General features: G+C 61.5%; 12 protein-coding genes. 6 read left to right on the forward strand and 6 right to left on the reverse strand.

Annotated elements, in window-relative coordinates; genetic code table 11:
• Nucleotide 1 precedes the first annotated feature (1 nt).
• Together KTAU_RS07615 and KTAU_RS07620 are read right to left on the reverse strand one after the other, a co-directional pair.
• Entirely contained in the window at nt 2–790 is a 789-nt protein-coding gene (locus KTAU_RS07615; protein ID WP_151727819.1) for a response regulator, read from the reverse strand.
• Nucleotides 791–1333: 543 nt separating this feature from the next.
• On the reverse strand, nt 1334–2170 hold the full coding sequence (locus KTAU_RS07620; protein ID WP_151727820.1) for an SGNH/GDSL hydrolase family protein: 837 nt from the start codon (nt 2168–2170) through the stop codon (nt 1334–1336).
• A gap of 343 nt (nt 2171–2513) precedes the next feature.
• Here KTAU_RS07620 and KTAU_RS07625 point away from each other — a divergent pair, with 343 nt between their 5' ends.
• The 3 genes from KTAU_RS07625 to KTAU_RS07635 all read left to right on the forward strand — a co-directional run bounded on the left by KTAU_RS07625 (nt 2514) and on the right by KTAU_RS07635 (nt 5532).
• Nucleotides 2514–3275 (forward strand): type 1 glutamine amidotransferase, encoded by a 762-nt coding sequence (locus KTAU_RS07625; RefSeq protein WP_151727821.1) that lies wholly within the window; start codon nt 2514–2516, stop codon nt 3273–3275.
• Between the two features lie 445 nt (nt 3276–3720).
• Nucleotides 3721–4650: a PP2C family protein-serine/threonine phosphatase gene (locus KTAU_RS07630; RefSeq protein ID WP_170293139.1), complete on the forward strand. Its 930-nt coding sequence runs from the start codon at nt 3721–3723 to the stop codon at nt 4648–4650.
• A gap of 162 nt (nt 4651–4812) precedes the next feature.
• The gene (locus KTAU_RS07635) at nt 4813–5532 is read left to right on the forward strand and encodes a CAP domain-containing protein (RefSeq protein WP_151727823.1); all 720 of its coding nucleotides are present in this window, start codon (nt 4813–4815) and stop codon (nt 5530–5532) included.
• Nucleotides 5533–5734: 202 nt separating this feature from the next.
• Here the strand turns inward: KTAU_RS07635 and KTAU_RS07640 are convergent, their stop codons facing one another.
• Nucleotides 5735–6307 carry a YceI family protein gene (locus tag KTAU_RS07640; protein WP_151727824.1) on the reverse strand — a complete coding sequence of 191 codons (573 nt, stop codon included), beginning with the start codon at nt 6305–6307 and terminating at the stop codon, nt 5735–5737.
• Between the two features lie 270 nt (nt 6308–6577).
• Here KTAU_RS07640 and KTAU_RS07645 point away from each other — a divergent pair, with 270 nt between their 5' ends.
• Nucleotides 6578–8899 carry an MGH1-like glycoside hydrolase domain-containing protein gene (locus KTAU_RS07645; protein WP_151727825.1) on the forward strand — a complete coding sequence of 774 codons (2322 nt, stop codon included), beginning with the start codon at nt 6578–6580 and terminating at the stop codon, nt 8897–8899.
• Between the two features lie 137 nt (nt 8900–9036).
• On the opposite strand, the gene ftsH is transcribed toward KTAU_RS07645, so the two are convergent.
• Nucleotides 9037–11385 carry an ATP-dependent zinc metalloprotease FtsH gene (gene ftsH / locus KTAU_RS22260; RefSeq protein WP_308789043.1) on the reverse strand — a complete coding sequence of 783 codons (2349 nt, stop codon included), beginning with the start codon at nt 11383–11385 and terminating at the stop codon, nt 9037–9039.
• A gap of 770 nt (nt 11386–12155) precedes the next feature.
• Here ftsH and KTAU_RS07655 point away from each other — a divergent pair.
• Together KTAU_RS07655 and KTAU_RS07660 are read left to right on the forward strand one after the other, a co-directional pair.
• A complete protein-coding gene (locus tag KTAU_RS07655) occupies nt 12156–13136 on the forward strand; it encodes a quinone oxidoreductase family protein (RefSeq protein ID WP_151727826.1) in 981 nt (326 codons plus the stop codon).
• 355 nt (nt 13137–13491) lie between these two features.
• A complete protein-coding gene (locus KTAU_RS07660; RefSeq protein ID WP_151727827.1) occupies nt 13492–16035 on the forward strand; it encodes an AAA family ATPase in 2544 nt (847 codons plus the stop codon).
• Between the two features lie 313 nt (nt 16036–16348).
• On the opposite strand, the gene KTAU_RS07665 is transcribed toward KTAU_RS07660, so the two are convergent.
• Both KTAU_RS07665 and KTAU_RS07670 read right to left on the reverse strand, forming a co-directional pair.
• Entirely contained in the window at nt 16349–18661 is a 2313-nt protein-coding gene (locus tag KTAU_RS07665; protein ID WP_151727828.1) for a Tex family protein, read from the reverse strand.
• 195 nt (nt 18662–18856) lie between these two features.
• A complete protein-coding gene (locus KTAU_RS07670; RefSeq protein ID WP_170293140.1) occupies nt 18857–20437 on the reverse strand; it encodes a serine/threonine protein kinase in 1581 nt (526 codons plus the stop codon).
• Between the last annotated feature and the right edge of the window lie 239 nt (nt 20438–20676).

The following is a 20676-nucleotide window of genomic DNA, read 5'->3' on the forward strand; positions in this document are numbered from 1 at the left end:
GCTAAGAAGAGGCTGCCTCGCCCTCACTGGTATAGAAGGGCACCCACTCGCCCTTGCGATTCTGCACGTAGGCCACCCCTTGCTCATCCCAGACAATCATGCGATTGAGCGTATAGATCAGCGTCGCCCGTGCGCGCGCCACCTTCTCATCGACCGCCGATTCGCTCAAGCCCCAGGCGGCATAAATGCGACCATTCGTGCGGCTCACCGCGCGCTTATCGTGCAGATTCAGACGGGCCGCAATCTGCTCATTGGTCATGCCCTGGGCCAGCAGCTCGGCAACACGCAACTCGTTCGGCTCCAGCAAGGCGCGAGGGGACTGCTCATCCAGACTGCGCACCTCCTGCACGCGATCCTCAATCTCGGGGTCAACAAAGCTGCGGCCACTGATAGCATCACGCAACAACGGTATCAGCATACTTGGCAACAGATAGTTACTTTTGCGGACATAAGCGTAGTGCGTCAGAATGCCTGAAGCGCGGAACTCGCGATAATACTCGTCGTCATCCTGAATCGAATAGAAGACCACCGGCATACGGGGGCGCTCACGGCGAATAGCGACCGCCGCAGCCACGCCGCTCATCGCCTTGCGTCCCAGGGCAGGATCGCGCAGCTGCACGTCCATGAGGATCACATCCATATCCAGCTCGCAGGCGCGCGCCACGGCCTCACGTCCCGTGGCTGCCTCGCCAACCACCTGGACAGTGCCCGTTGCCTCCAGGCCCTCACGCAGGGCCTTGCGCAAGGGGCCGTGATCATCGACCAGCAGCAATTTCATCGGAGCATCCATAGCTGGAACGGGAACAGCCCTCCTTTTGATCCGATCCGTTGGGAACGCCAGAGCAACAACACCTCGCAGATCAGCTCAGGCGCCAGGTAAGGGCAGCGTCTTGACAGCCTTCCTGCAGACTAGAACGTCCCTGTGCGACGCCAGGGAACAGTGCGCGCCTTTATTATACATCGCTGCCAGCCCAAGAGGATGGGCCAGGGTTTAGACCAGGCCAGACCTCGCCCGGCCCGGCCCGAGAGTGCCTCAATCCCGGGAGGCATGAGAGGAGAGGGAGAGGAGAGGGAAAGAGGTAAGCGCCAGTGGACGAGAAAACGGGTGGGCCGACAGGGGGTGCCTTTCCTCGCAGGGTACGTCAACAGGCTGCCGACCCACTCGCCAGCGAGGCGCGGAGAGCGTAAACTCTACCGCTATGCCGCCAGGCTTCTCCTCAGCAGATCAACAGCGGAGAAGCCAACGGAGGCAGAGAGAACAGCGCTGAATGGAGGCGGTCACATCGCCTCACCGATTGGCTCACTTGACTGACCAGCGAGCGCCTAGTCAGCCCTAGTAGCCAGCGGTCTGCTCAAAGGCCTGGGCAATCACCTGGTAGCCCTTGTCCGTGGCATGGATATCGTGGAACACGCTACACATCCAGGTATAGCTGCAAATGTTGTTATTGGGAACGGCAGCCCCTCCAAAGGCAGAAAAAACATCGACGAGCAGCCCAAATCCCTGAACATCGCTCGCCAGATGTTCATTGATCTGCTGGCTATAGGGCACCGTATTGGGGCAGATGTTCTGGTAGGGATCATAATAGTTCATCACGAGCAGGTCGCCCGTCACCTGCCCGTTCACAGTAAGGGCCGCCCGCAACTGGGGCAGAATCACCTGGCGCAGATTGTAGTCCAGCGTCTGCAGGGCACTGGTGCTGCCAGCAGTATCGATGGCACAGGTCTGAGAGTTGAGATAGGGCAGGACATCATTAGCCCCGATATCAAGAGTCACAGGACTGACCTGGCCAGGATGGGCGCGCAGGAAATTGAGCGCGGCGTTCAGCTGCGAACCAAGGTAAGGATACTTGCGCAGGAAGGGGTAGGGACACTTGCCGTTGAGGAAGGTTACGCTGGTCTCGCCCGGACAGGCCAGGTTGACCATGTTGGTAGTGCCGTGAGCCTTCAGGTCCTGGAAAAAGTAGTCGCTGTAGCCGTGCGTGAAGTCAAGGTCGGGCTGGAAGCCAAAAGCGAGGGAGTTTCCCAGGACAAGGTAGTACTTCTTTGGACCAACCAGCTTCAAGCCCTGGGCATGAGCTGCACGCACATCAGGGGCAAGAACAAGGAGGAGTAGCAAAGTCAGGACGAAGGGTAGCACCAGGCGACAGCAGGAAGGTATGCGTTTACCCATACATGACCCCCTTTGGTGTCAGGGCTAACGTTGCAGCAAGCAGTGAGGAAAAGTACACACCCCTGTTACATAGTATACATTCTGAAACAAAATAATACAATACATTACATAGCAAAACGACCGTTTGCCCCCTCGCAGGCAGCGACGGCGACAGCCGGGGGGTGAGGCATAGGCGACCCGGTCAAGCCTTGACCCCAGGCCTCCTTCTCAGCTATAGTCTTCAGAGAAGCAACCGACTGGTTACGGCGAGGCCCAACTGGGTCGGAGCCAGACAGACGGTCGCTCTGTTTTTCTTCCCCGGTCGATCGGGAGAGCTTGAGGTAATGAGGCAGGTAAAGCGGGTATGGAGCAGACAGCACAGACAGACCAGCAGCGGCGCCGACCACGGCGCATTTTAGCTATTCAACAGATCTCGGATGATCCCCCCGGCTACCTTGGTGAGATCCTCGCAGAGCACGGCATCGCCTGCGATACTGTGCAAGCCGAGCAGAGACCCCTGCCGGATCACCTGGACAACTACGGCGCTTTGCTGGTGTTGGGCGGCCCCCAGCACGTGGGCGAGGAGGAGCGCTATCCCTATCTCCGTCAGGAGCAGGCCCTGATTCGTCAGGCCGTCGAGCAGGACATTCCGTACCTCGGTATTTGCCTGGGGGGACAATTGCTTGCTAATGTTCTTGGAGCGGATGTCAAGCGACACGATTTTGTGGAACTGGGTTTCTACCAGGTACAATTGACTGAGGCCGGGCAGCACGACCCGCTCTTTGAGGGGTTGCCGGGCTATCAGCAGGTAATCCACTGGCATGAGGATGTCTTCGGGCTGCCCGCCGGTGCCGTTCTGCTGGCCACCAGCCCAAGCACACCTCATCAGGCTTTCCGCTATGGGCGCTGTGCCTATGGACTGCAATATCACATCGAGCTGACGCCCGCTATGCTGGACATGTGGCTCTATACTCCCGACTACCGCGAGGAAATTATCTCGCTTCTGGGACCTGACGCCATCGGGCGCCTGGAAGAGGAACGGGCCCGCTTCTATCCGCTCTATCGCCAGCACGCGCGCCTGGTTTTTGAAAACTTCCTGCGCCTGGCCGGACTCCTGGCAGAGTGATCCCAGCCGTGGGCCTGGCTGGTCTGGCAGCAACCGCACAAGCCGGGTTTTCTCATTGCTCTCCTGCTGGCATGTCTGTGAGCAGGTTGGGGAGTCGTCGCCTGGCACGCGCTGGTGACCGTGTCTCCACCACGCTTCTGTCTCGTATTTGCGTAAGCAGTTGACCAGACAGGGATGGCATACTATAATTAGCGTAAGCGCGATCAAGGGACAATTTCCCTCGCTATCCCTCGCCTGGCGGGGTCTTAACGCTTTCCTCGCCCACTGCGAGGGATCGGTCGCCGTCTATCGGCACGGCGCTCCAGGTCCAGAGTATGTGCCAGGCGGCGATGCAAGCGCACAGCCAAACACGCTACCATACCTGCACCAGACTCGTCTTGTCCTGATCTATATCGCTATGTCGAGACCAAGCCGTGGAGTGGAGCTGAAGGAGTCATTGATTACGATGCCGCATGCAAGAGGCCGCCGGCGTCAGGCCAGCGCCGCCTCTGAGTCGTCTCGCTTTGTTTTCTCTGCTTGTAGCATCCCCTGTGAGAGGCACCCCGAACACAACGAGGACAGTTTTATCTCTGATGCCTCCACCGGCCTGGCCGCTGTCTTCGATGGCGTCGGCGGCAGCGCTGCCGGAGAAATTGCCGCTCGCATTGCCGCTCGCTGCACACACCAGGGCTGGAAAACAGTAATGCGCCGCCTGCAGCAGCACTATCCCAGCGGCCTCTTGCTGGATCAGCAGGGAGACCATCATCAGGAACTTGGCCGCTACTTGCGCGAGGTGCTGGAGGAGGCCGACGAGTTGATCCGCACAGAAGGCGCACAGCTAGCCGGGACCGACGATCTGGCCACTACGGTGGCACTCGGCGTCCTCTGCCCTCTCTCTAACGCTCCCGGGGCCTTGCTCCTCTATGCCCACGTCGGCGATAGCCGCATCTATTTGCTCCGACCCGGCGAGCCGTTGCGCCGCCTGACCACCGACGATGGCTTGCTGGGAAAGCTGGTGGAAAATAAAGTGCTCAAGGATAGCGATGCCCTCCGCATCGATCAGGCCATGCGTTTCGAGGACCTCTCGGACCTGGAGCTGAACTACTTCCGCTGGCGCGGCGGCATTACCCAGGCTCTCGGTGGCCCTTTGCCCCCGACGATTCATGTGGACCAGACAACGATCGCCCCTGGCGACCGCGTGCTCTTTTGCACCGACGGCATCCACGATAATTTGACCGATGAGGAGATCGCGGCTTTGCTGAAGGCTGGCCCGCGCTCTTCGGTGGCCCGCCTCCTGGTTGAACGTTCTCTACAGCGCTCGCGCGAGGAGCGCCATATGACGATTCGCGCCAAGCCCGATGATATCACCGCCGTCGTTGTGACCTGCCGCTTCTAAATCTTCTCCTGGAAGGACAGCCATCTCTGCTCTCGCTGTGCACGCGTAGCCTTCCCCCAAAAGTACCAGACACAGTTGTCGATATGTCTATGGCCCGTGACGGTATGTTACACTGTTTCCTGCTTAAAGGCTTTCCAGTAAGGTAGAGAGCTGCTGCTCAGCATGAGAAGAGATCGGCTGGCTTTGACGGTGATCAGCCTCTTTGTGCTGCTGTTGTTGCTGCCCGCCTGCGCAAGCGGAGGGAGCGGCAGCGGTCGCTCTCAGCCAGGACGCGATGCGGTCCACGCCCCCCTCGGCAGCGGGGCCTTAACCAACCTGGAGCGGCTGGCAACGCCTACTCCTACGGTGCTGATCCCCAGCCAGCATACCACTCCCACGCCTTCCCCCCAGGCCAAGGCGACGAGCGGCGCTCAGGCAACCCCTACGGCGAATGCCGCCGCCCCTTATGGCCCTCCTCCCCCGATGACAGCCCTGGAGCAATACCTGGCCCAGAAGCTCTTTGAGCAGATCAACAGCGATCGAGCAGCTCAGGGCCTCTATCCCTATGTCTGGAACGCTACCTTAGCCGCCGGTGCTCGCTTGCATAGCTGGAATATGTACCATTGCGGCTTTAGCCATACCTGCCCCGATGGCCTGCCCCAGTGCACGCGCATCGCCAATGAGGGCTTCAGCTTCAGCGATTGCGGTGAGAATATTGGTCTGGCTGGCCCCTCCAATCCCGCCTGGACCAATGTCTATCAGGTCCAGGAAAGCATGGCCAATGAGCCGGCAACAGGCTGGCACCATATCCATCTCTTCAGTACAACGCTGCACCGCGTGGGCATCGGGGTCTATGTCGATCCTTCAGGTTGGGTCTGGTTCACGGAGGATTTTATCAGCTAGGCCTGCCCGGGCTAGCTCTGCAGAGCTGGCAGCCAGCGTTGCGTAGGACTGAGCGAACCGCCCCGGAGCCGCGGTCTCTCTCCTTCTCACTTCTGCCTCCAATGACTGAGGAGAAGCAGGCTGAGGAGCGGCCTCTTGCTGGTCGCTGGCTATTGCGCCCTTGAGGGCACGCTTTGCTGCCCGCTCTTTGAGGCGCGCGCTTCTATTCCTGCGTGCCAGCAGCCTGAGTCTGGCTCTCCTGACTGGCCGCGCTCTCTTCTTCGATCAGTTGGGCCTCTATATGGACGTCGATGCGTTCGCTGACCAACCAGCCACCAGCTTCGAGGGCCACATTCCAGTTCAGTCCCCAGTCTTTGCGGTTGAGCGAGGTGGTGGCAGTGAAGCCCAGGCGCCTTTTGCCTTGCCAGTCACGCGAGCGGCCTTCCAGGGAGACGTCGAGGACCACAGGCCGGGTGACTCCGCGAATAGTGAGGTCTCCGTAGAGCTTGCCCGTGGTGTCACTGAGCGGTTCAGCGCGCGTGCTGCTAAAGGTGATGGTGGGGTAATGCTCAATATCGAGGAAATCGGCAGATTTGAGATGGGCGTCGCGTTGCGGCTGGCCACTATCAAGACTGGCAGCATCAATTTCGACGGCGACCCGCGTTGCTTCAGGATGGGCCTCGTCGAACTCGATGGTTCCCGACCACTGCTTGAAGCGCCCCCGCACGGTGGTGATCATCATGTGCTTGGCGCTGAATTCGATGCTGCTGTGCGCCGGGTCGAAGCGCCAGGACATGGTTGGCCTCCCCTTCTGAAAGAAGAATAGCTAGCAGCTGAACAATAGTTACTAATATTAATATAGTAACGAAAGAAAGTATAGAACGGAGGGCGGTATTTGTCAAGGCAAGCTGCCGTGACGGGTGGATGGTAAGAGCTGGCAAGAGAAAAGAAGCCGCAGGCCAGGGCTTGCGGGGCAGCTGTTGGCAAGCTATCATTGGGGAGCAGGACAGATAGAGCAGGCTGAGTCTTCAGCCGGCGAGCATGAGAAGGAAAGGGCTGGACGCCGATGGTTCCCCGCGATGATTTTACGCCGCATGGTTATCTAGACAACCCCTTCCATAGCTGGAAGCTGAATCCAAGCGGTGTGCTTCGCAGTCGTCCGCCGCTTGGCATGGGCTGGCATGTGCCTAACCTGGGCAGCTATGTGCGCAACCAGTTTCAATACAGTGCCCATCTGAATATCGGGCTACGCCTCGACGATGATCTCCTGCTGATTACGCCGGAAGATTTCCAGCGCCGGGGCTGCGCTCTCAACAGTCCTCTCCATACCAAGAATCGTTTCGCTTACAATTGTATTGTCCCCTCACACAATTTGCTGGTGCGCGCCGTGTACTTTCTGGTTGAGGAGCACGTGCTGGGCTGCCTGCTCTCGCTGACGTCTACGCGCGAATCCGGGCTGCGCGTGACCTGCTACATTCAGCACGAGCACACCCACAATCCCTTCACGAGCCGCCTGTGGGAGCATGGTCTCTATGGACGTGCTCTACCCACGGGCAACCTGGCCATGCTCGGCATCGCCAGCGAGGGCGACGTCTTCATTCACGGCTGGGTAGCTGTCGATGATGGTCCCGCACCGCAGCCAGGGGAGGTGATCTATACCGTCTCGCAGGCCGAGCTGGCTGCCCGACTACGCGGGGCCGCCGTGGCCTCACCAACGGTGACGCAGGCGGACCCCGAGACCGGCTGGCAGGTGCGTACGCTGACGCTGCCTTGCACCGTGGAGCTGCTGGCGGATGGCGAGGAGCGCCGCCTGCTGCTCTTGCTGGCGCGCGGGGTCTCGCTTGACCAGAGCTATCGCCGCTGGCGCGAGGCCCAGCCAGGCTTTCAGGCGGCCTTGCACCAGCGTGAGCAAGAGGATGAGGTCTTCTGGGAACGAGCGCCCCAGCTGTCGGGCGACTGGCCAGCGACCTGGCGCCGCGGCTTCGTCTATGATCAGGAAACCTTGCGCATGGTGATTCGCCCTCCTTGCGGTCTGCTTAAGGGAGCCTGGGACGGCATGCAGATCCAGGCTCCGCGCCTGGTGCTGGCGGAGGCAGCCCTGGATGCGCTGTTCCTTAGCTATGCGGCGCCCGAGTTGGCTGAGGAGGTGCTTTTGACCCATTTTACGGAAGCGCCTCACGCCAATCTCCCCTGTATGCGCGAGGATGGCAGCTACAATATGGTAGCCGACGATGGGCAGATCTGCGGCACTGCCCCGGAGTGGGGTTATCCCCTCTATTGCTGCGATCTGCTCTTCCGGCGCAGCGGTAACCGCGCCTGGCTCCGGCGCCTCTATCCAGCTGCCGCCGCCTATCTGCGCTGGTGGCTGGAGCACCGCCGCGATGGCGAGGGCTGGCTGGTCTATGCCTGCTCATGGGAGAGCGGCCAGGATGTATCAAGCCGCTTTGGGCCGCAGCAAACCGGAGGGACACTCATCCAGCATGTGCGCCCGGTGGATCTGCAGGCCAGCATGGCTCAGGGAGCGGCTATTGTGGCACGCTGGGCGACCATTCTGGCCCAAGAGGAGGGGGTGGTGGGAGAGCCGGGCCGAACCTCCGCTGACCTGGTTCCCAGCCGCGAGGACTGGCTGGCTGAGGCCACCTGGTGGCAAGGTATTGCCGACGAATTCACGGTCAGGACGCGGCGCATGTGGCAGCGTGGTTGGTTTCGAGACTACGATTCTCAGCGCCAGCAATGGTCGAGCGAACGGGATGCCATGCACCTGGCCCCTCTCTTTTGTGGAGTGGCCGGCTGGGGCCAGAGCGAACAGCTTCAGGAAGCGCTGCGCCACCCTCCCTCCCATAGCGGAGGCTGGGCTCCGCTCTGCTGGCCTCCAGTGGCCTTGACCGTCATCGGAGCCGCCGACGCTGCCGGTCAGCCAGAGGTGGCCGCTGAACTCGCCGCTCAGTTCATCAGCGATGGCTACCGCCATCTCGACCGGCGCTCCTTCACCGCCGAAGAAGGTTTACCCGGCGTGACCCGCGAATATCGCCAGGCGCGCTGGCACGGTGCCGTACCGGAATACGTCACCGCTGGTATTGAAGGCTACGGCTGGGGTGCCTTGGGTCTTCATCTCTTACTACGCTACCTGCTCGGCCTGCGCGAAGAAGAAGCTGGCAAGCTCACGGTGAAACCCATGCTCTCCCGCGCCCTGCGGCGACCCGGCAGTCGCTACCACGCAGGTCCGATCCAGTGGGGCACCTTCGCGCTGCAGGCCACCTGCACGGTAGAGGCTGGCGACCAGTACCATTTTCACTTGACAGCAAGCGAGCGGAACGGTCCCACCGCGCACTGGGAGTGGGAAGGACGCTGGGGAGAGGGACGCCTCATCCAGCTTAGCTCTTCCTGACTCCCTTGCCTTGCCTTGTCACTTGTCGAGACCCTGTGCGAGCTGCCGAATGGCACAGCCTTTCCCTTGCCTCGCCTCCGACCAGCCAGCCAGCCAGCCCTGGGCTTGTCAGCACGAGAGAGAAAGGGGTCCTGCAACTAGGCTTCTGCCTCCTGCAGGAGGGCCTCAAACTCAGCGCGATTGAGATGTTCTCGCTCCAGCAGCGCCGCAGCCAGCCGATGCAGCTGATCACAATGCGTGCTCAAGATCGAGCGAGCCAGCTCGCGGCCCTCGCTCAGAATCCGCTGCACCTCGGCATCGATGAGAGCCGCCAGCGAGGTACTGATCACGCCGAAGTTGCGACTCAGGCCGGTTGCAGAGGCTTGCATGCGCTCCAGGGTCGCCGTTGCCGCCTGGGTCGGCAATAAGCGAGCGCTTGCCGAAGTCGGTCCCAGGGACGACGCCCCCAGCGCCAGCGCCGCCCCTGTTGCCCGCGAGGAGGCCGCAGACAGGGCGGGGCTGGCCTCCTCGGCGCCGTAATCGGCGAAAATCACCCCAACCTGTTCACTCATGCCCCAACGAGTCACCATGCGGCGCGCCAGATTCGTCACCACCTGCAGATCGTTCTCGGCCCCCGTTGTCACCCGTTCGGGGCCAAAGATCAGCTCCTCAGCAACCCGTCCACCCAGGCCAACGGCAATGCGCGCCATCAGCCGTTCACGGCTATAGTTATAGCGATCCTCCTCGGAGACAAACTGAGTCACGCCAAGACTCTGGCCTCGCGGCAGAATCGTCACGCAATTCACGCGGTCCGCCTCCGGCAAGTGGTAGGCTACCAGGGCATGGCCCCCTTCGTGGTAGGCGATTACGCGCCGTTCCTGCTCGCTCATCACCAGCGGGCGCAGAACCCCGAGCTGTACCCGCGCCAGCGCTTCTTCAAAGCAGGCCTGTGTCACCGTCTCCAGGTCGCGACGCGCCGCGATCAGCGCCGCCTCGTTGACCAGGTTAGCCAGATCAGCCCCACTCATGCCCGTCGTCAGGCGCGCCAGGCGCTCCAGATCGACATCTTCATGCAGCGGCGTCTGGCGGGTGTGGACCGCCAGAATGGCCTGCCGGCCCGCCCGATCGGGCAGGGAAACCGTAATTGTACGGTCGAAGCGACCCGGACGCAGCAAGGCCCGATCCAGGATATCGACGCGATTGGTAGCCGCCAGTACAATTACCGCTTCGCGCTCGTTAAAACCGTCCAGCTCGACCAGTAGCTGATTGAGGGTCTGATCACGCTCCTCATTGCTGAAGACACGTGCCCCACGCTTGCGACCGACAGCATCGATCTCATCGATGAAGATGACACAAGGAGCCGACTTGCGGGCCTCGGCAAAGAGATCGCGCACGCGACTGGCGCCGACACCGACAAACATCTCCACAAATTCCGAGGCGCTGATGCTGAAGAAAGGAACACCGGCCTCGCCAGCGACCGCTTTCGCCAGCAGCGTTTTGCCCGTCCCTGGTGGTCCAACCAGGAGGGCGCCCCGCGGGATACGCGCCCCCAGACGCTTGAAACGCTCCGGTGAGCGCAGGAACTCGACAATCTCTTCCAGCTCGGCACGCACCTCATCGATGCCAGCCACATCGGCAAAGGTCACCGGCGGAGCCGTTTTCACTCGCGCCTGTCCCATGCGCCCCGCCAGACCATTGCTCCCTCCACCGCTGACCTCAGCCAGCGAGCCGCCATTGTTACCCCGGGCTGACCCCCCCGCCTTGCGTTCCGTCGCACCCGACTGCTTCTCAAAGCGACGAGCCCGGCTCCGACTCATGCGCGCGATGCGCTCATCCAGGGCACGCAGCGGGCGTGGATTGCGCAGCGAGAAGGCCATCAGAGTGACAATTAGGCCAATCACCACGACGGGAAGCAGGCGCCAGAGCAACTGCAGCCACAAAGGATTAGAGGTCGGGGGCAATATCGTCACAAACACATGCTTTTCACTCAAAAGAGGCATTAGCTGTGGATCTCCCTCAGCAGGCAGGCGCGTATAGATCTGCCGGGCAGGATCGAAGGTCTGCCCCTGCGGCTGTGCGCTGGCCCAGCCCGAATAATTAGCATTAGCGCTAATCGAGCGGCTCCAGGTCCTAATCTCAGTGGTCAGCGCCTGCGCGGAAGGTGGCTGCCCGGCAGGCGTCGAAGAAGAGGTCAGCAGACCATACATCGAGCGATCCTGTAACACCACCGCCAGGACCTTGCCCGCCTTCACCTGATCCACAAAAGCGCTATAGCTCAGCGCTGTCACGCCGCTCGGTGCCGTGCCAGTGAGCGGCGGCTGGAGCTGGCTGAATATACCAAAGAGCAGCAGGACTAAAGCCAGCAAAAGGGCGCCCGTCAACAGCCCGCTGCGCCGCGCCTGTATCCATGACAGCCATTTCAGCCGATTGCTTCTCCTACTCCTCACACCATTGCGCCGCCATGCCCGTTGCCACCAGCGGGCATGGCGACCACCCTTTTCTTCCATTCCTTCACCTCACCTGAGAAAGGCCCGCAAGCAATCACAAGAGGATCTTTTGCCGAAGATGCTCGCAGCCTTCCGTGTCCTTCATAGTTCATTGCATGTCTGTCAATGTTTCAATCGCTATGCTATGCCTTTTCTTTCCTGCCATGAGTATAACGCAGGGAAGAGGCCAAACCGTCCAGGAGATGAAGACCGTATGAGTGCACTCGCCCTATGTCGGACACGTGAAGATTGTACTGCTTCTCCCCGCCTTCCTCAGAGAGGTGGTGGATCTTTAGTACTTTCTTCTTAGTGAATATTATAGCAAATCGTTTCTCACCTTGCTATTACGTACCAGGAGATCTCTTCGCAGCGCCATTCCCCCTGGAAGCCGCCAATGTCTGAGCCAAGAAGATGAGCAACCTTCATCAAGGAACGTCCCCACTCTCCCCGCCAGAATGTGGTAGCCAGGCCAGTTGAATAAACGAGCAGACAAGATTCTTTTCTGGCCCAGGCTGCTCCTTCCCCGCGGTCCGTCCAGCGAGGAGCATAGTCCCACTCACTCCAGGCCGCCCTCCTGTGCTTTGGTGCTCCCTGGCACGGCGCCTCCTTGCATAGGATAGAATCAGAAGCGCCGTTCCCTTGTGCGAGCCGGATTGATCTGTCTGTCCGGTCGGTCGGGTCAGCCACAGCGGCCACAGCGACCAGGAGCGCAGACGCACAAGAGAACTGGCATCCTGCCTGGCGATGACAGGCATTCGATCGACCAGCAAAGAGAAGGAGATATCTGGACCATGAAAGCGATCCGCATCTACGAAACTGGCGGACCGGAGGTCATGCGCCTGGAAGAGATTGAGACGCCGCAGCCGCGGCAGGGTGAAGTGTTGATCAAGGTGGCGGCTGCCGGGGTGAATTATGCCGACCTAGCCCAGCGCCAGGGCACCTATCTGACGCGCACGCGTACGCCGACGACGCTCGGCTTCGAGGTTGCCGGAACGATTGTAGCGCTGGGTGAGGGTGTCAACAACCTCACCCCGGGTACGCGCGTGGCCGCCTTTGCCACTGGCGGCTATGCTGAATACGCCACTGCCAGGGCCGAGACGGCCTTCCCTATCCCGGAAACCCTCGACTTCGTGCGGGCCGCCGCTCTGCCAGTCCAGGGAGTGACTGCCTATCAGCTCCTGCACGATTCAGCTCGTCTGCAAGCGGGTGAAAGTGTGCTGGTGCATGCCGCCGCCGGAGGCGTGGGCAGCTTCGCAGTGCAGCTTGCCCGCCTGCTGGGAGCCGGCCAGGTCATCGGCACGGCAAGCAGCGAGGCTAAACTGGAGTATATCCGGCGACTGGGAGCCGATTGGGCCATCAACTACAGCCAGGAGGACTGGACGGAGCAGGTCAAGCAGGCCACCAGCGGGCGAGGGACCGATGTGCTGCTTGAGATGGTCGGCGGCACCATTGCCGAGCAGAGCCTGCGCTGTCTGGCTCCCTTTGGCCGGATGGTCGTCTATGGAGCCGCCAGTGGACAGATCGTTCAGTTCAGCGGCATCCAGCTGATGTATAAAAACCAGGCCATCATCGGCTACTGGCTCAGCGCCTGGCTCAGTCGCCCGCAGCAGGTTGCTTTCGCTATGCAGGAGCTGACTCGTTATCTGGCCGCCGGCCAGTTGACCATCTTTGTCGGGCAGACATTCCCTCTCGTAGAGGCGGCTAACGCTCATCGGGCCATTGCGGAGCGCCGTACCACTGGGAAAGTTGTCCTGACAGTAGAACCTCTGTAACCCTTCAGCGAATCCTCCCTACGGAGGAACACTTTCTACTTGAAGAGCTGCGGCCCTGGCTTTGGAGATCTTCTTTCCCGTTTGCCACCAGGGCCGCTCGGGCCAGTCTTTGCAACACTGGAGCCTGCCAGCCGTTTCTACTAATGGTAGCCTGAGCAGCTCGCGCTGAGCGCTGGCTCTCGCCCAGCAAGCAACCCGGCTCCCGGCTGCCGCCACGCCAGTAGGACTCGGCCAGACTAGATTAACCGGCAAGGAGACAGGCCCGCTCCCTCTCCAGGCGACGGTGGCAGCTGGAGGCCCTAACCAGGCTTGCCATCCACTTCATCACTCGGAAGCAGGAACAGAGGTCTAGAGGATGGACGCCTTCCAGTTCGGCCAATGGTTCAGCAAACGACGGCGCATTTACGGCTGGCACAGCCAGCGGGCTCTGATCGAGACAATCCGCAAGGACCCGGCGCTGCGCGCCCTCGGTATCTCTGAAGACTTCCTGGCGCGGCTGGAAGCCGGCCATCTGCACTACCCTTTCCGCGGGAAAACCCGGCAGCGCGTTCTCGCTCTGGCTGCCCTGCTCTGCCGCACGCCGCGCGATGTGCAGCTCTATCAGCGGGCCGCCGGCCTGCACGATCTCAGTCCCCAGGAAACGGAGCTGCTCGCCACCCTCACCGAGCAGCTGGGAGGACCTTCCTCACCAAGTCCTGTTTTGCTCCCTCCCCGCCCCACCCATCTGATCGGTCGCAATCGCGAGCTTCAGCACCTTCTCCATGCCCTGCGCGAAGAGGGTCCAGGCATCTATATTATCAGCGGCATGCCCGGCGTTGGGAAAAGCGCCCTCGCCGCCGAGCTGGTCCATTTATTGGCCACCGATGGCAACCGTTACCGGCGCTGTTTCCCCGACGGCATCGTGGCCCTCAGCGCGCGAGGCTGTCAGGGGCTGCCTGGTCTTTGCACCCTGCTTCAGCGCTTGCTTGCTCTACTCAGCGTGGGTCAGCATCAGTCTGAGCAGACCAAGGGGACACTTATGCTCTCCCCGATGCTGGTGTCAGGCCAGACCAGCTGTTCTGAGGCCGAGATGACCACCTTGCTCGACCAGGTGCGCACACGGCTCGCTGGGAAACGCGCTTTGCTGCTGTTGGACGATCTGGAATCACCTTTCCCATTGCGCCAGGCCGCCGAGGTCCTGCTGACCTGCGGCAGCCACCAGGGGGAGCGCCTGAGTGAGAGCTGCGAGTATCTTACCGGTAGCAGTATGCTGGTGATCAGTCGTATCGTGCCATCCGCTACTGCCCTGCCCACCCATCACTATCATCTAGAGCCGCTGGCTCCTGCGGACGCTCTCGCGCTCTTCCTGACCCTCCTGGGTCGTAGCGCCCCAACCTTGAGCGCCAGTGAGCTGCAGGCAGCAGAGCGTATTTGCAGCGCCGTCGGCGGCCTCCCGCGAGCCATCGAGCTGGCCGCTACGGCGGTCGGCGCCGGTATCTCCTGCGAGCTGCTGGCGGAGCGCCTCTCGCTCCATCCACTCGATGCCTTGCTGGATAGTGAGGGCGAGCTACGCCGCCTGCTCGCCGAGGCGCTGACCACGCTTCCCCCGGAGACGAGAGAGCTACTGCTGCAGCTCGCCCCCCTGATGGCCAGGCCCTTTAGCCTGGCTGAGGCGGCTGACTGGCAACAGCGTTGCACTGGCATAGGCCCTGCTGGACCTCAGTCTGGCCAGGCATTCATCGCCGAGTCTTCCAGTTCCCCACAACGCACGCTGGCCAGCACCGCCGCCCACCTGGCGCGCCTGGTACGCAGCTCCCTGCTGGATCTCCATCCAGAGATGGATGGCGCGGCAGGTGGCGGTGGCAGCGCCCAAGAACGACGCTATCAGGTTCATCCACTGCTGCGCGCCTACGTCCAGGAGGAATGGCAGCGTCGGCAGGCCGCCCTGCTGGCCTTCGCCACCGAGCAGCAACACGACATTCCGGCCCTGAAGAGCCGCCAGGCAGAGCTATTGCTCACCCTTGCTCAGGCTTACCAGAGCGGTCAGGACGCAGTTTTTCTCCAGCTTCTGCAGTCCCTGCTCGGACTGTTAGCTCATCTGCCCTTCAGCGAGAGTGAGCCACTCTTGCTGCGTGGTCTTGAGGTGAGCCAGCGCACAGGAGCCCCGTTCTTCCTCGCCTGCTTTCTCCAACGTCTTGGCGCGCTCTACTTCTACCACGGCCATTTCCAGCAGGCCCATCAGCGCTTCGAGGAGAGCCTCCAGGCGGCCCAGCAAGCGCTGCAGCCGGGGCAGCCACTACCCGCACTCAATCAGGGCAGCCATCCCCGCAGCTATCTCGCACGCTCCCGATTTTATCAGGCCGCGCTGGCCAGCAGCCAAGGCGATCTGGCGCTGGCGCAGCGCTATATCAATATTTTTCTCCGCATCTGCCAGGAGTGTGGCGATGTGCGCGGCACCATCGAAGCTCTGAAGCTACAGGGACGCTACGCTTATCGCCAGTACCGTCAGGAAGAGGCCAGGCAGGCTCTGCGCCACGCCGAGCATCTCCTGATCTCCCAGGAGCGGCAGCTTACCCTCCCCTACGACCGAGCGCTGCGCCTGGAGATTCAGCTGTTGCTCTGCCACACGCGCGACGATCAGGTTGAGGCGCGGGCCACGCTTGAGCAGCTGATCGCTCTGGCCAGCGACTATCTTGATCCTTACTTCGTTCCGGCGCTGGTCCTCGACGAGGCTGACTTTGCCTGGCGGCAAGGAGCCTGGGAGCTGGCCCATCTCTATGCCCTACGCGCCATTCGCGAGGCTGATCGCCTCGGAGCCAGCTTCCTTCACCAGAAGGGCCTGACTCTTCTCCAACGCCTCACTGGCGACGAACCACGGCTGGCCACCAGACCAACGCGCCCGCTCCAACAGGGCGACTAAAGTCAGACGAGACCTGGACAGAGACCAAAAACGCAGTCGGCTGCTAAGGAGCATGGCCCTCGCTGGTGCCGACGAAGGGTTGCGCTCCTCAGCAGCCGACTCCAGGTTCTACTATAGGCGATGCAGGTACAGTCTGCAGCAGAAATGCCACTCACGAACGCGGAAAGAGCGCGTAATTTCACCGCCCCGCCGATCAGCTCCGCCCGCTCCACAGGCCCTTCGGTGAAGCTGGGCCATAGCGCGGAAGAGCACTCTCCCGTAGCCAGGCTAGCTGCCGCTGATCGGCAGCAGCAGTGGCTCGCCAGAGGGCCAGCTAGCGCGCAGTCGCACGCAGGCCGCGCATGCTGAGCTGGATCTGCTCGCGCTGCAGGTCGACGGCCAGGACACGCACCTGGACCACCTGCCCGACAGCCACCACGGCCAGGGGATCGCGCACATAGTGGTCGGCCAGCTCCGAAATATGGACCAGCCCATCGCGCTTGACCCCGATATCCACAAAGGCGCCGAAGTCGACCACATTGCGCACTGTCCCCTGGAGCACCATGCCAGGCTTGAGGTCCTCTAGCTTCAGGACATCATGGCGCAGAATAGGCGGGGGTAGCTCATCGCGCGGATCAAGGCCCGGTTTCTCTAGATTCTCCAAGATATCAAGCAGCGTCGGCAGCCCTACGCCGATTTTGCGCGCAATGTCGGCCCAGGCGGCTTGCTCGCCATCGATTGCGGCGCCATCCAGACTCTGCCGACGCCGCCCGCGGCCCAGCGTGCTTTGTAGCTTGACCAGGCGCCGGAATTGGGCAACGCGCTCCGCCGGCTTGAGTGCCCCATCGGCGCCGTCGGGGAGCATCGCCAGCAAAGCGCGGGCCGCCGCATAGCTCTCGGGATGGATAAAGGTATTGTCAAGCATCTCGACGCCATTAGCGATCTTCAGGAAACCGGCGGCCTGGGTAAAGGTAGCCGGTCCCAGGCCAGGAACCTTCAGTAACTCCTCACGCGAGCGGAATGGGCCGTGCTCCTCGCGGTATTTGACAATCGCAGTGGCGACACGGCTGTTAATGCCAGCAACATGTCTGAGCAGAGCAGCCGAAGCCGAATTCAGCTCGACGCCCGCAAAGTTGACGCAGGAGACAACCACCCGCTCCAGCATCTCGGCCAGGGCTTTTTGGTCAACATCGTGTTGATAGAGACCAACGCCCAGCGCGCGTGGATCGATCTTGACCAGCTCCGCCAGAGGGTCCTGGAGGCGACGAGCGATCGAAATGGTACCGCGTTGCGTGGCGTCCAGCGTTGGGAATTCCTGGCGGGCAATCTCCGAGGCCGAATAGACCGAGGCTCCAGCCTCATTGACGATCACATAGCCGATCTCGCCGCGGCGACCTGTCTCTTCCTCCAGCTCGCGTATCAATGCCGCCACCAGCTGCTCCGTCTCACGCGAGGCTGTGCCATTGCCTATGGCGATAACCTTCAGGTCGTACTCGCCAATCAGGCGGCGCAGCGTCTGCCTGGCTTTCTCCTCCTGATGGAGGTAGATGGTATCCGAGGTCAGGTATTTGCCGGTCTCGTCGACGACGGCCAGCTTGCAGCCAGTGCGATAGCCAGGGTCGATACCCAGCACCTTGTAGCCGCGCAGTGGCGGCTGTAGCAGCAGATGGCGCAGGTTGGCCGCGAAGATCCCGATGGCGTGCTCTTCAGCTTTGCGTGTCAGCTCAACACGCACCTCGCGCTCCATCGCCGGGGCCAGTAGACGCTTGTAACCGTCTTCAATGGCCTGGGCGAGCTGAGCGGCAAAAGGCGAGGTCTCCTTGATGGGGTAGTGGGCCGTGATAGCAGGCCGCGCCTGCTCGTAGTCGAGCGTCACGCTGACGCGCAGCACCTCTTCGCGCTCGGCGCGGTTGAGAGCAAGAACGCGATGGGGGACCATACGTTCGACGCTCTCGTGAAAGTCATAGTAGATACGGTAAGTACCTTTGGGATCTTTCTCAGCCAGGGCTTCGGGATCGACGGGACGGGCGCTGACCGTGGCCTGCTGGAAGAAGAGAGCGCGCACAGCACCGCGCACACTGGCATCTTCGGCGACGATCTCGGCGACAATATCGCGCGCTCCCGCATAGGCCTCCAGGGCCGTCTCGACGCCCTTCTCGGGATCAAGCACGGGGCGCGCCTGCTCCTCTAGCACCGTAGCCGGATCACCCGGTAGCTCGGGTTGCTGTAGAATCAGCTCCGCTAGCGGGAGCAGCCCCTTCTCGCGCGCCACACTGGCCCGGGTTTTGCGCTTAGGCCGGTAGGGAAGATAGAGATCCTCGACCTCCTGCAGGGTGCGGGCCGCCATGATGGCCGCTTCCAGCTCTGGCGTGAGCTTACCCTGGGCGGCGATCAAACGGCGCACATCAGCCTTGCGCTCAAAAAGGGCGCGTAGGGCCGCGGCACGGTCGGCAATGGCCTGAATCTGAACCTCATCGAGGCTGCCCGTCACCTCTTTGCGATAGCGGGCAATAAAAGGGATGGTGTTGCCTTCATCCAGCAAGGTGAGAGTGCGCGCAACCTGCTCACTGGACAGCTGCAGCTCGCTGCTCAGCAGGCGCGCTAACTCGGAAACGGGGAGGATCTCCTCGGCTGTGCTCTGTGTCATGCTTGTTGCATCATTCACATTCACCAGAATACGTGCCACCTTCTGTCTGTGCTCGTGTTGGTCTAATCAGGATGGGTTGGCCAGCTCGGGCAGGAGCAACCCGCGCCTATGATACCATAGCCACCGCACCAGGCCAGCCTTTCCAGGCCCTTTGTCCGGTTCCCTAGAGGCTGCTGGTATCTGGCCTGGCAGTCATTACACACCTCCGCTTGCCCAGCGACGACTGAGGAAAGCGCGTCTCCCGAGCAGACCACCCAGCCAGCCGAGCGTCATCGCCAGCAGCAGACCGCCACCAAGATAGAGAAGAGGGGCAGGAACATTAGAGCTGGTCCCCGCCGAAGGGAGCGAGAAGAGCCAGGGCGCTACCTGGTGGATAATGCGCGTCAGCTCGCGCCCAATCTGAAGAGGAAGCCCCGTCTGATTAGCGTGCTGCAGCTGCAGCTCTCCCCGGAGGCGCTGAGTAACGATGACCAGCAGCCCACAGCTGAAGACGAGCCAGAACATTACCGTACTGCAGATTCCCGCCCAGAAGCCGGCCCGGGCCCCGCGCAGTGAACTGCCGCCGCGACGAGTGCTCATAAAGCCAGCCAGTAGATAGCACAACCAGCCCAGAACCAGTGACAAGAAGAGGGCCTCTTGCGTACGCAGCAGCAGCACCAGAAGCGCCGAACCAATGCCCTGCAACAGTCCCCAGAGGCAGCCCTGCCCTAATGGACTGGGCAATGGGCGCAGCGGCTGCGGGGCCACCATGACCGCCTGTCTCCCCTGGCCAGCAGGCCCAGGCACCGACTGCCGTCCCGGTCCAGCTGGAGAAGCCGGCGAGAGAGGATAAGACGAGGATCGCGGTACAGGTGCTCCCTTGACCACCACTGCCGGGCCTGCTCCCGATCGCGCTCCCCGCCCAGACCCGGCCAGCGGCCCACCGAGCACGCGCACCGTTGGGTCAGCATGGCCCAGAAAGACGTTTCTTCCTTGAAGAGCTTCGGCGAACTCGCGCATAGAATGAAAACGTCCCTCTGGATTGAGAGCCAGACCCTTCAACAACGCCTGCTCAACATGAGGCGAGATCTGCGGATTCAGTAGGCGCGGCGGCTGCAGCGTTTCTCGCAAACTGCGACTGATAGCCGAAGGAGGCTTCGTTGCCGTCAGCAGATAATACATCGTCGCCGCCAGGGCATAGATATCCGACTGGGGCGTCGTCGTACCCGTATACTGCTCTAGCGGACTGAAACCCTCCGTCACCGCTTTGATCATGGTCTGGCTGGCGCTGGCAGGATCATAGAGCTTGGTTACGCCGAAATCGACCAGAACAGCATAGCCCTGGAGCGTCAGAATAATATTAGCTGGCTTGATATCACGATGGACCACCGCCGGTGTGCGACTATGCAGCTCCTGCAGTACTTGCATAATGGGCAGAAACCAGGCCAGCACCTCCGGCTCAGAGCACGGGGCCCCGCGCGCCTGCATCAGCTGGAGCAGGTTCTGGCCCTCGATCAGCTGCATCACCAGGTAGAAGCGGCCACCCTCCTCGAAGGCATCGTAGACCTGCGGGAGATGTTTGCTCTTAATCGTAAAAAGAATGCCCGCCTCCATCAGCGCCTGGCGTCGCGCTGCCGGGGTTACATCGTAGGTCTCCTTGATAGCACAAGGACGATCGCCCTCGCTGGTATCAATGCCGCGGTAGACCGAGCCAAAGCCGCCGCGGTTGATGAGACCGTCGATAATATAGTGGCCTCCGACGACCGTCCCAGATTTCAAAGGCAGGGGGAAAGTCATCTCGTAGTCCTTCTCCCGGGCAACACTCGGCAGCAGATGTTTGACAGGATCAGCTCTGGCAGCGGGCCAGCTTCCCGTTCCATTCCGTTGTGTGCTGCCCCACCCAGCGCCGGTAGCAGCTCGGAACGAGCCGCACCGGCTAGCTAGTAACTTCAGATTCCCCATCTTATTGTACACCAGCAGCCGCAGAGCAAGGGCCACCCACCCGTAGAGATAAGCAGGAAGGAATGCCGGGACGG

The organism is Thermogemmatispora aurantia, assembly GCF_008974285.1.
Classification (GTDB): Bacteria; Chloroflexota; Ktedonobacteria; order Ktedonobacterales; family Ktedonobacteraceae; genus Thermogemmatispora; species Thermogemmatispora aurantia.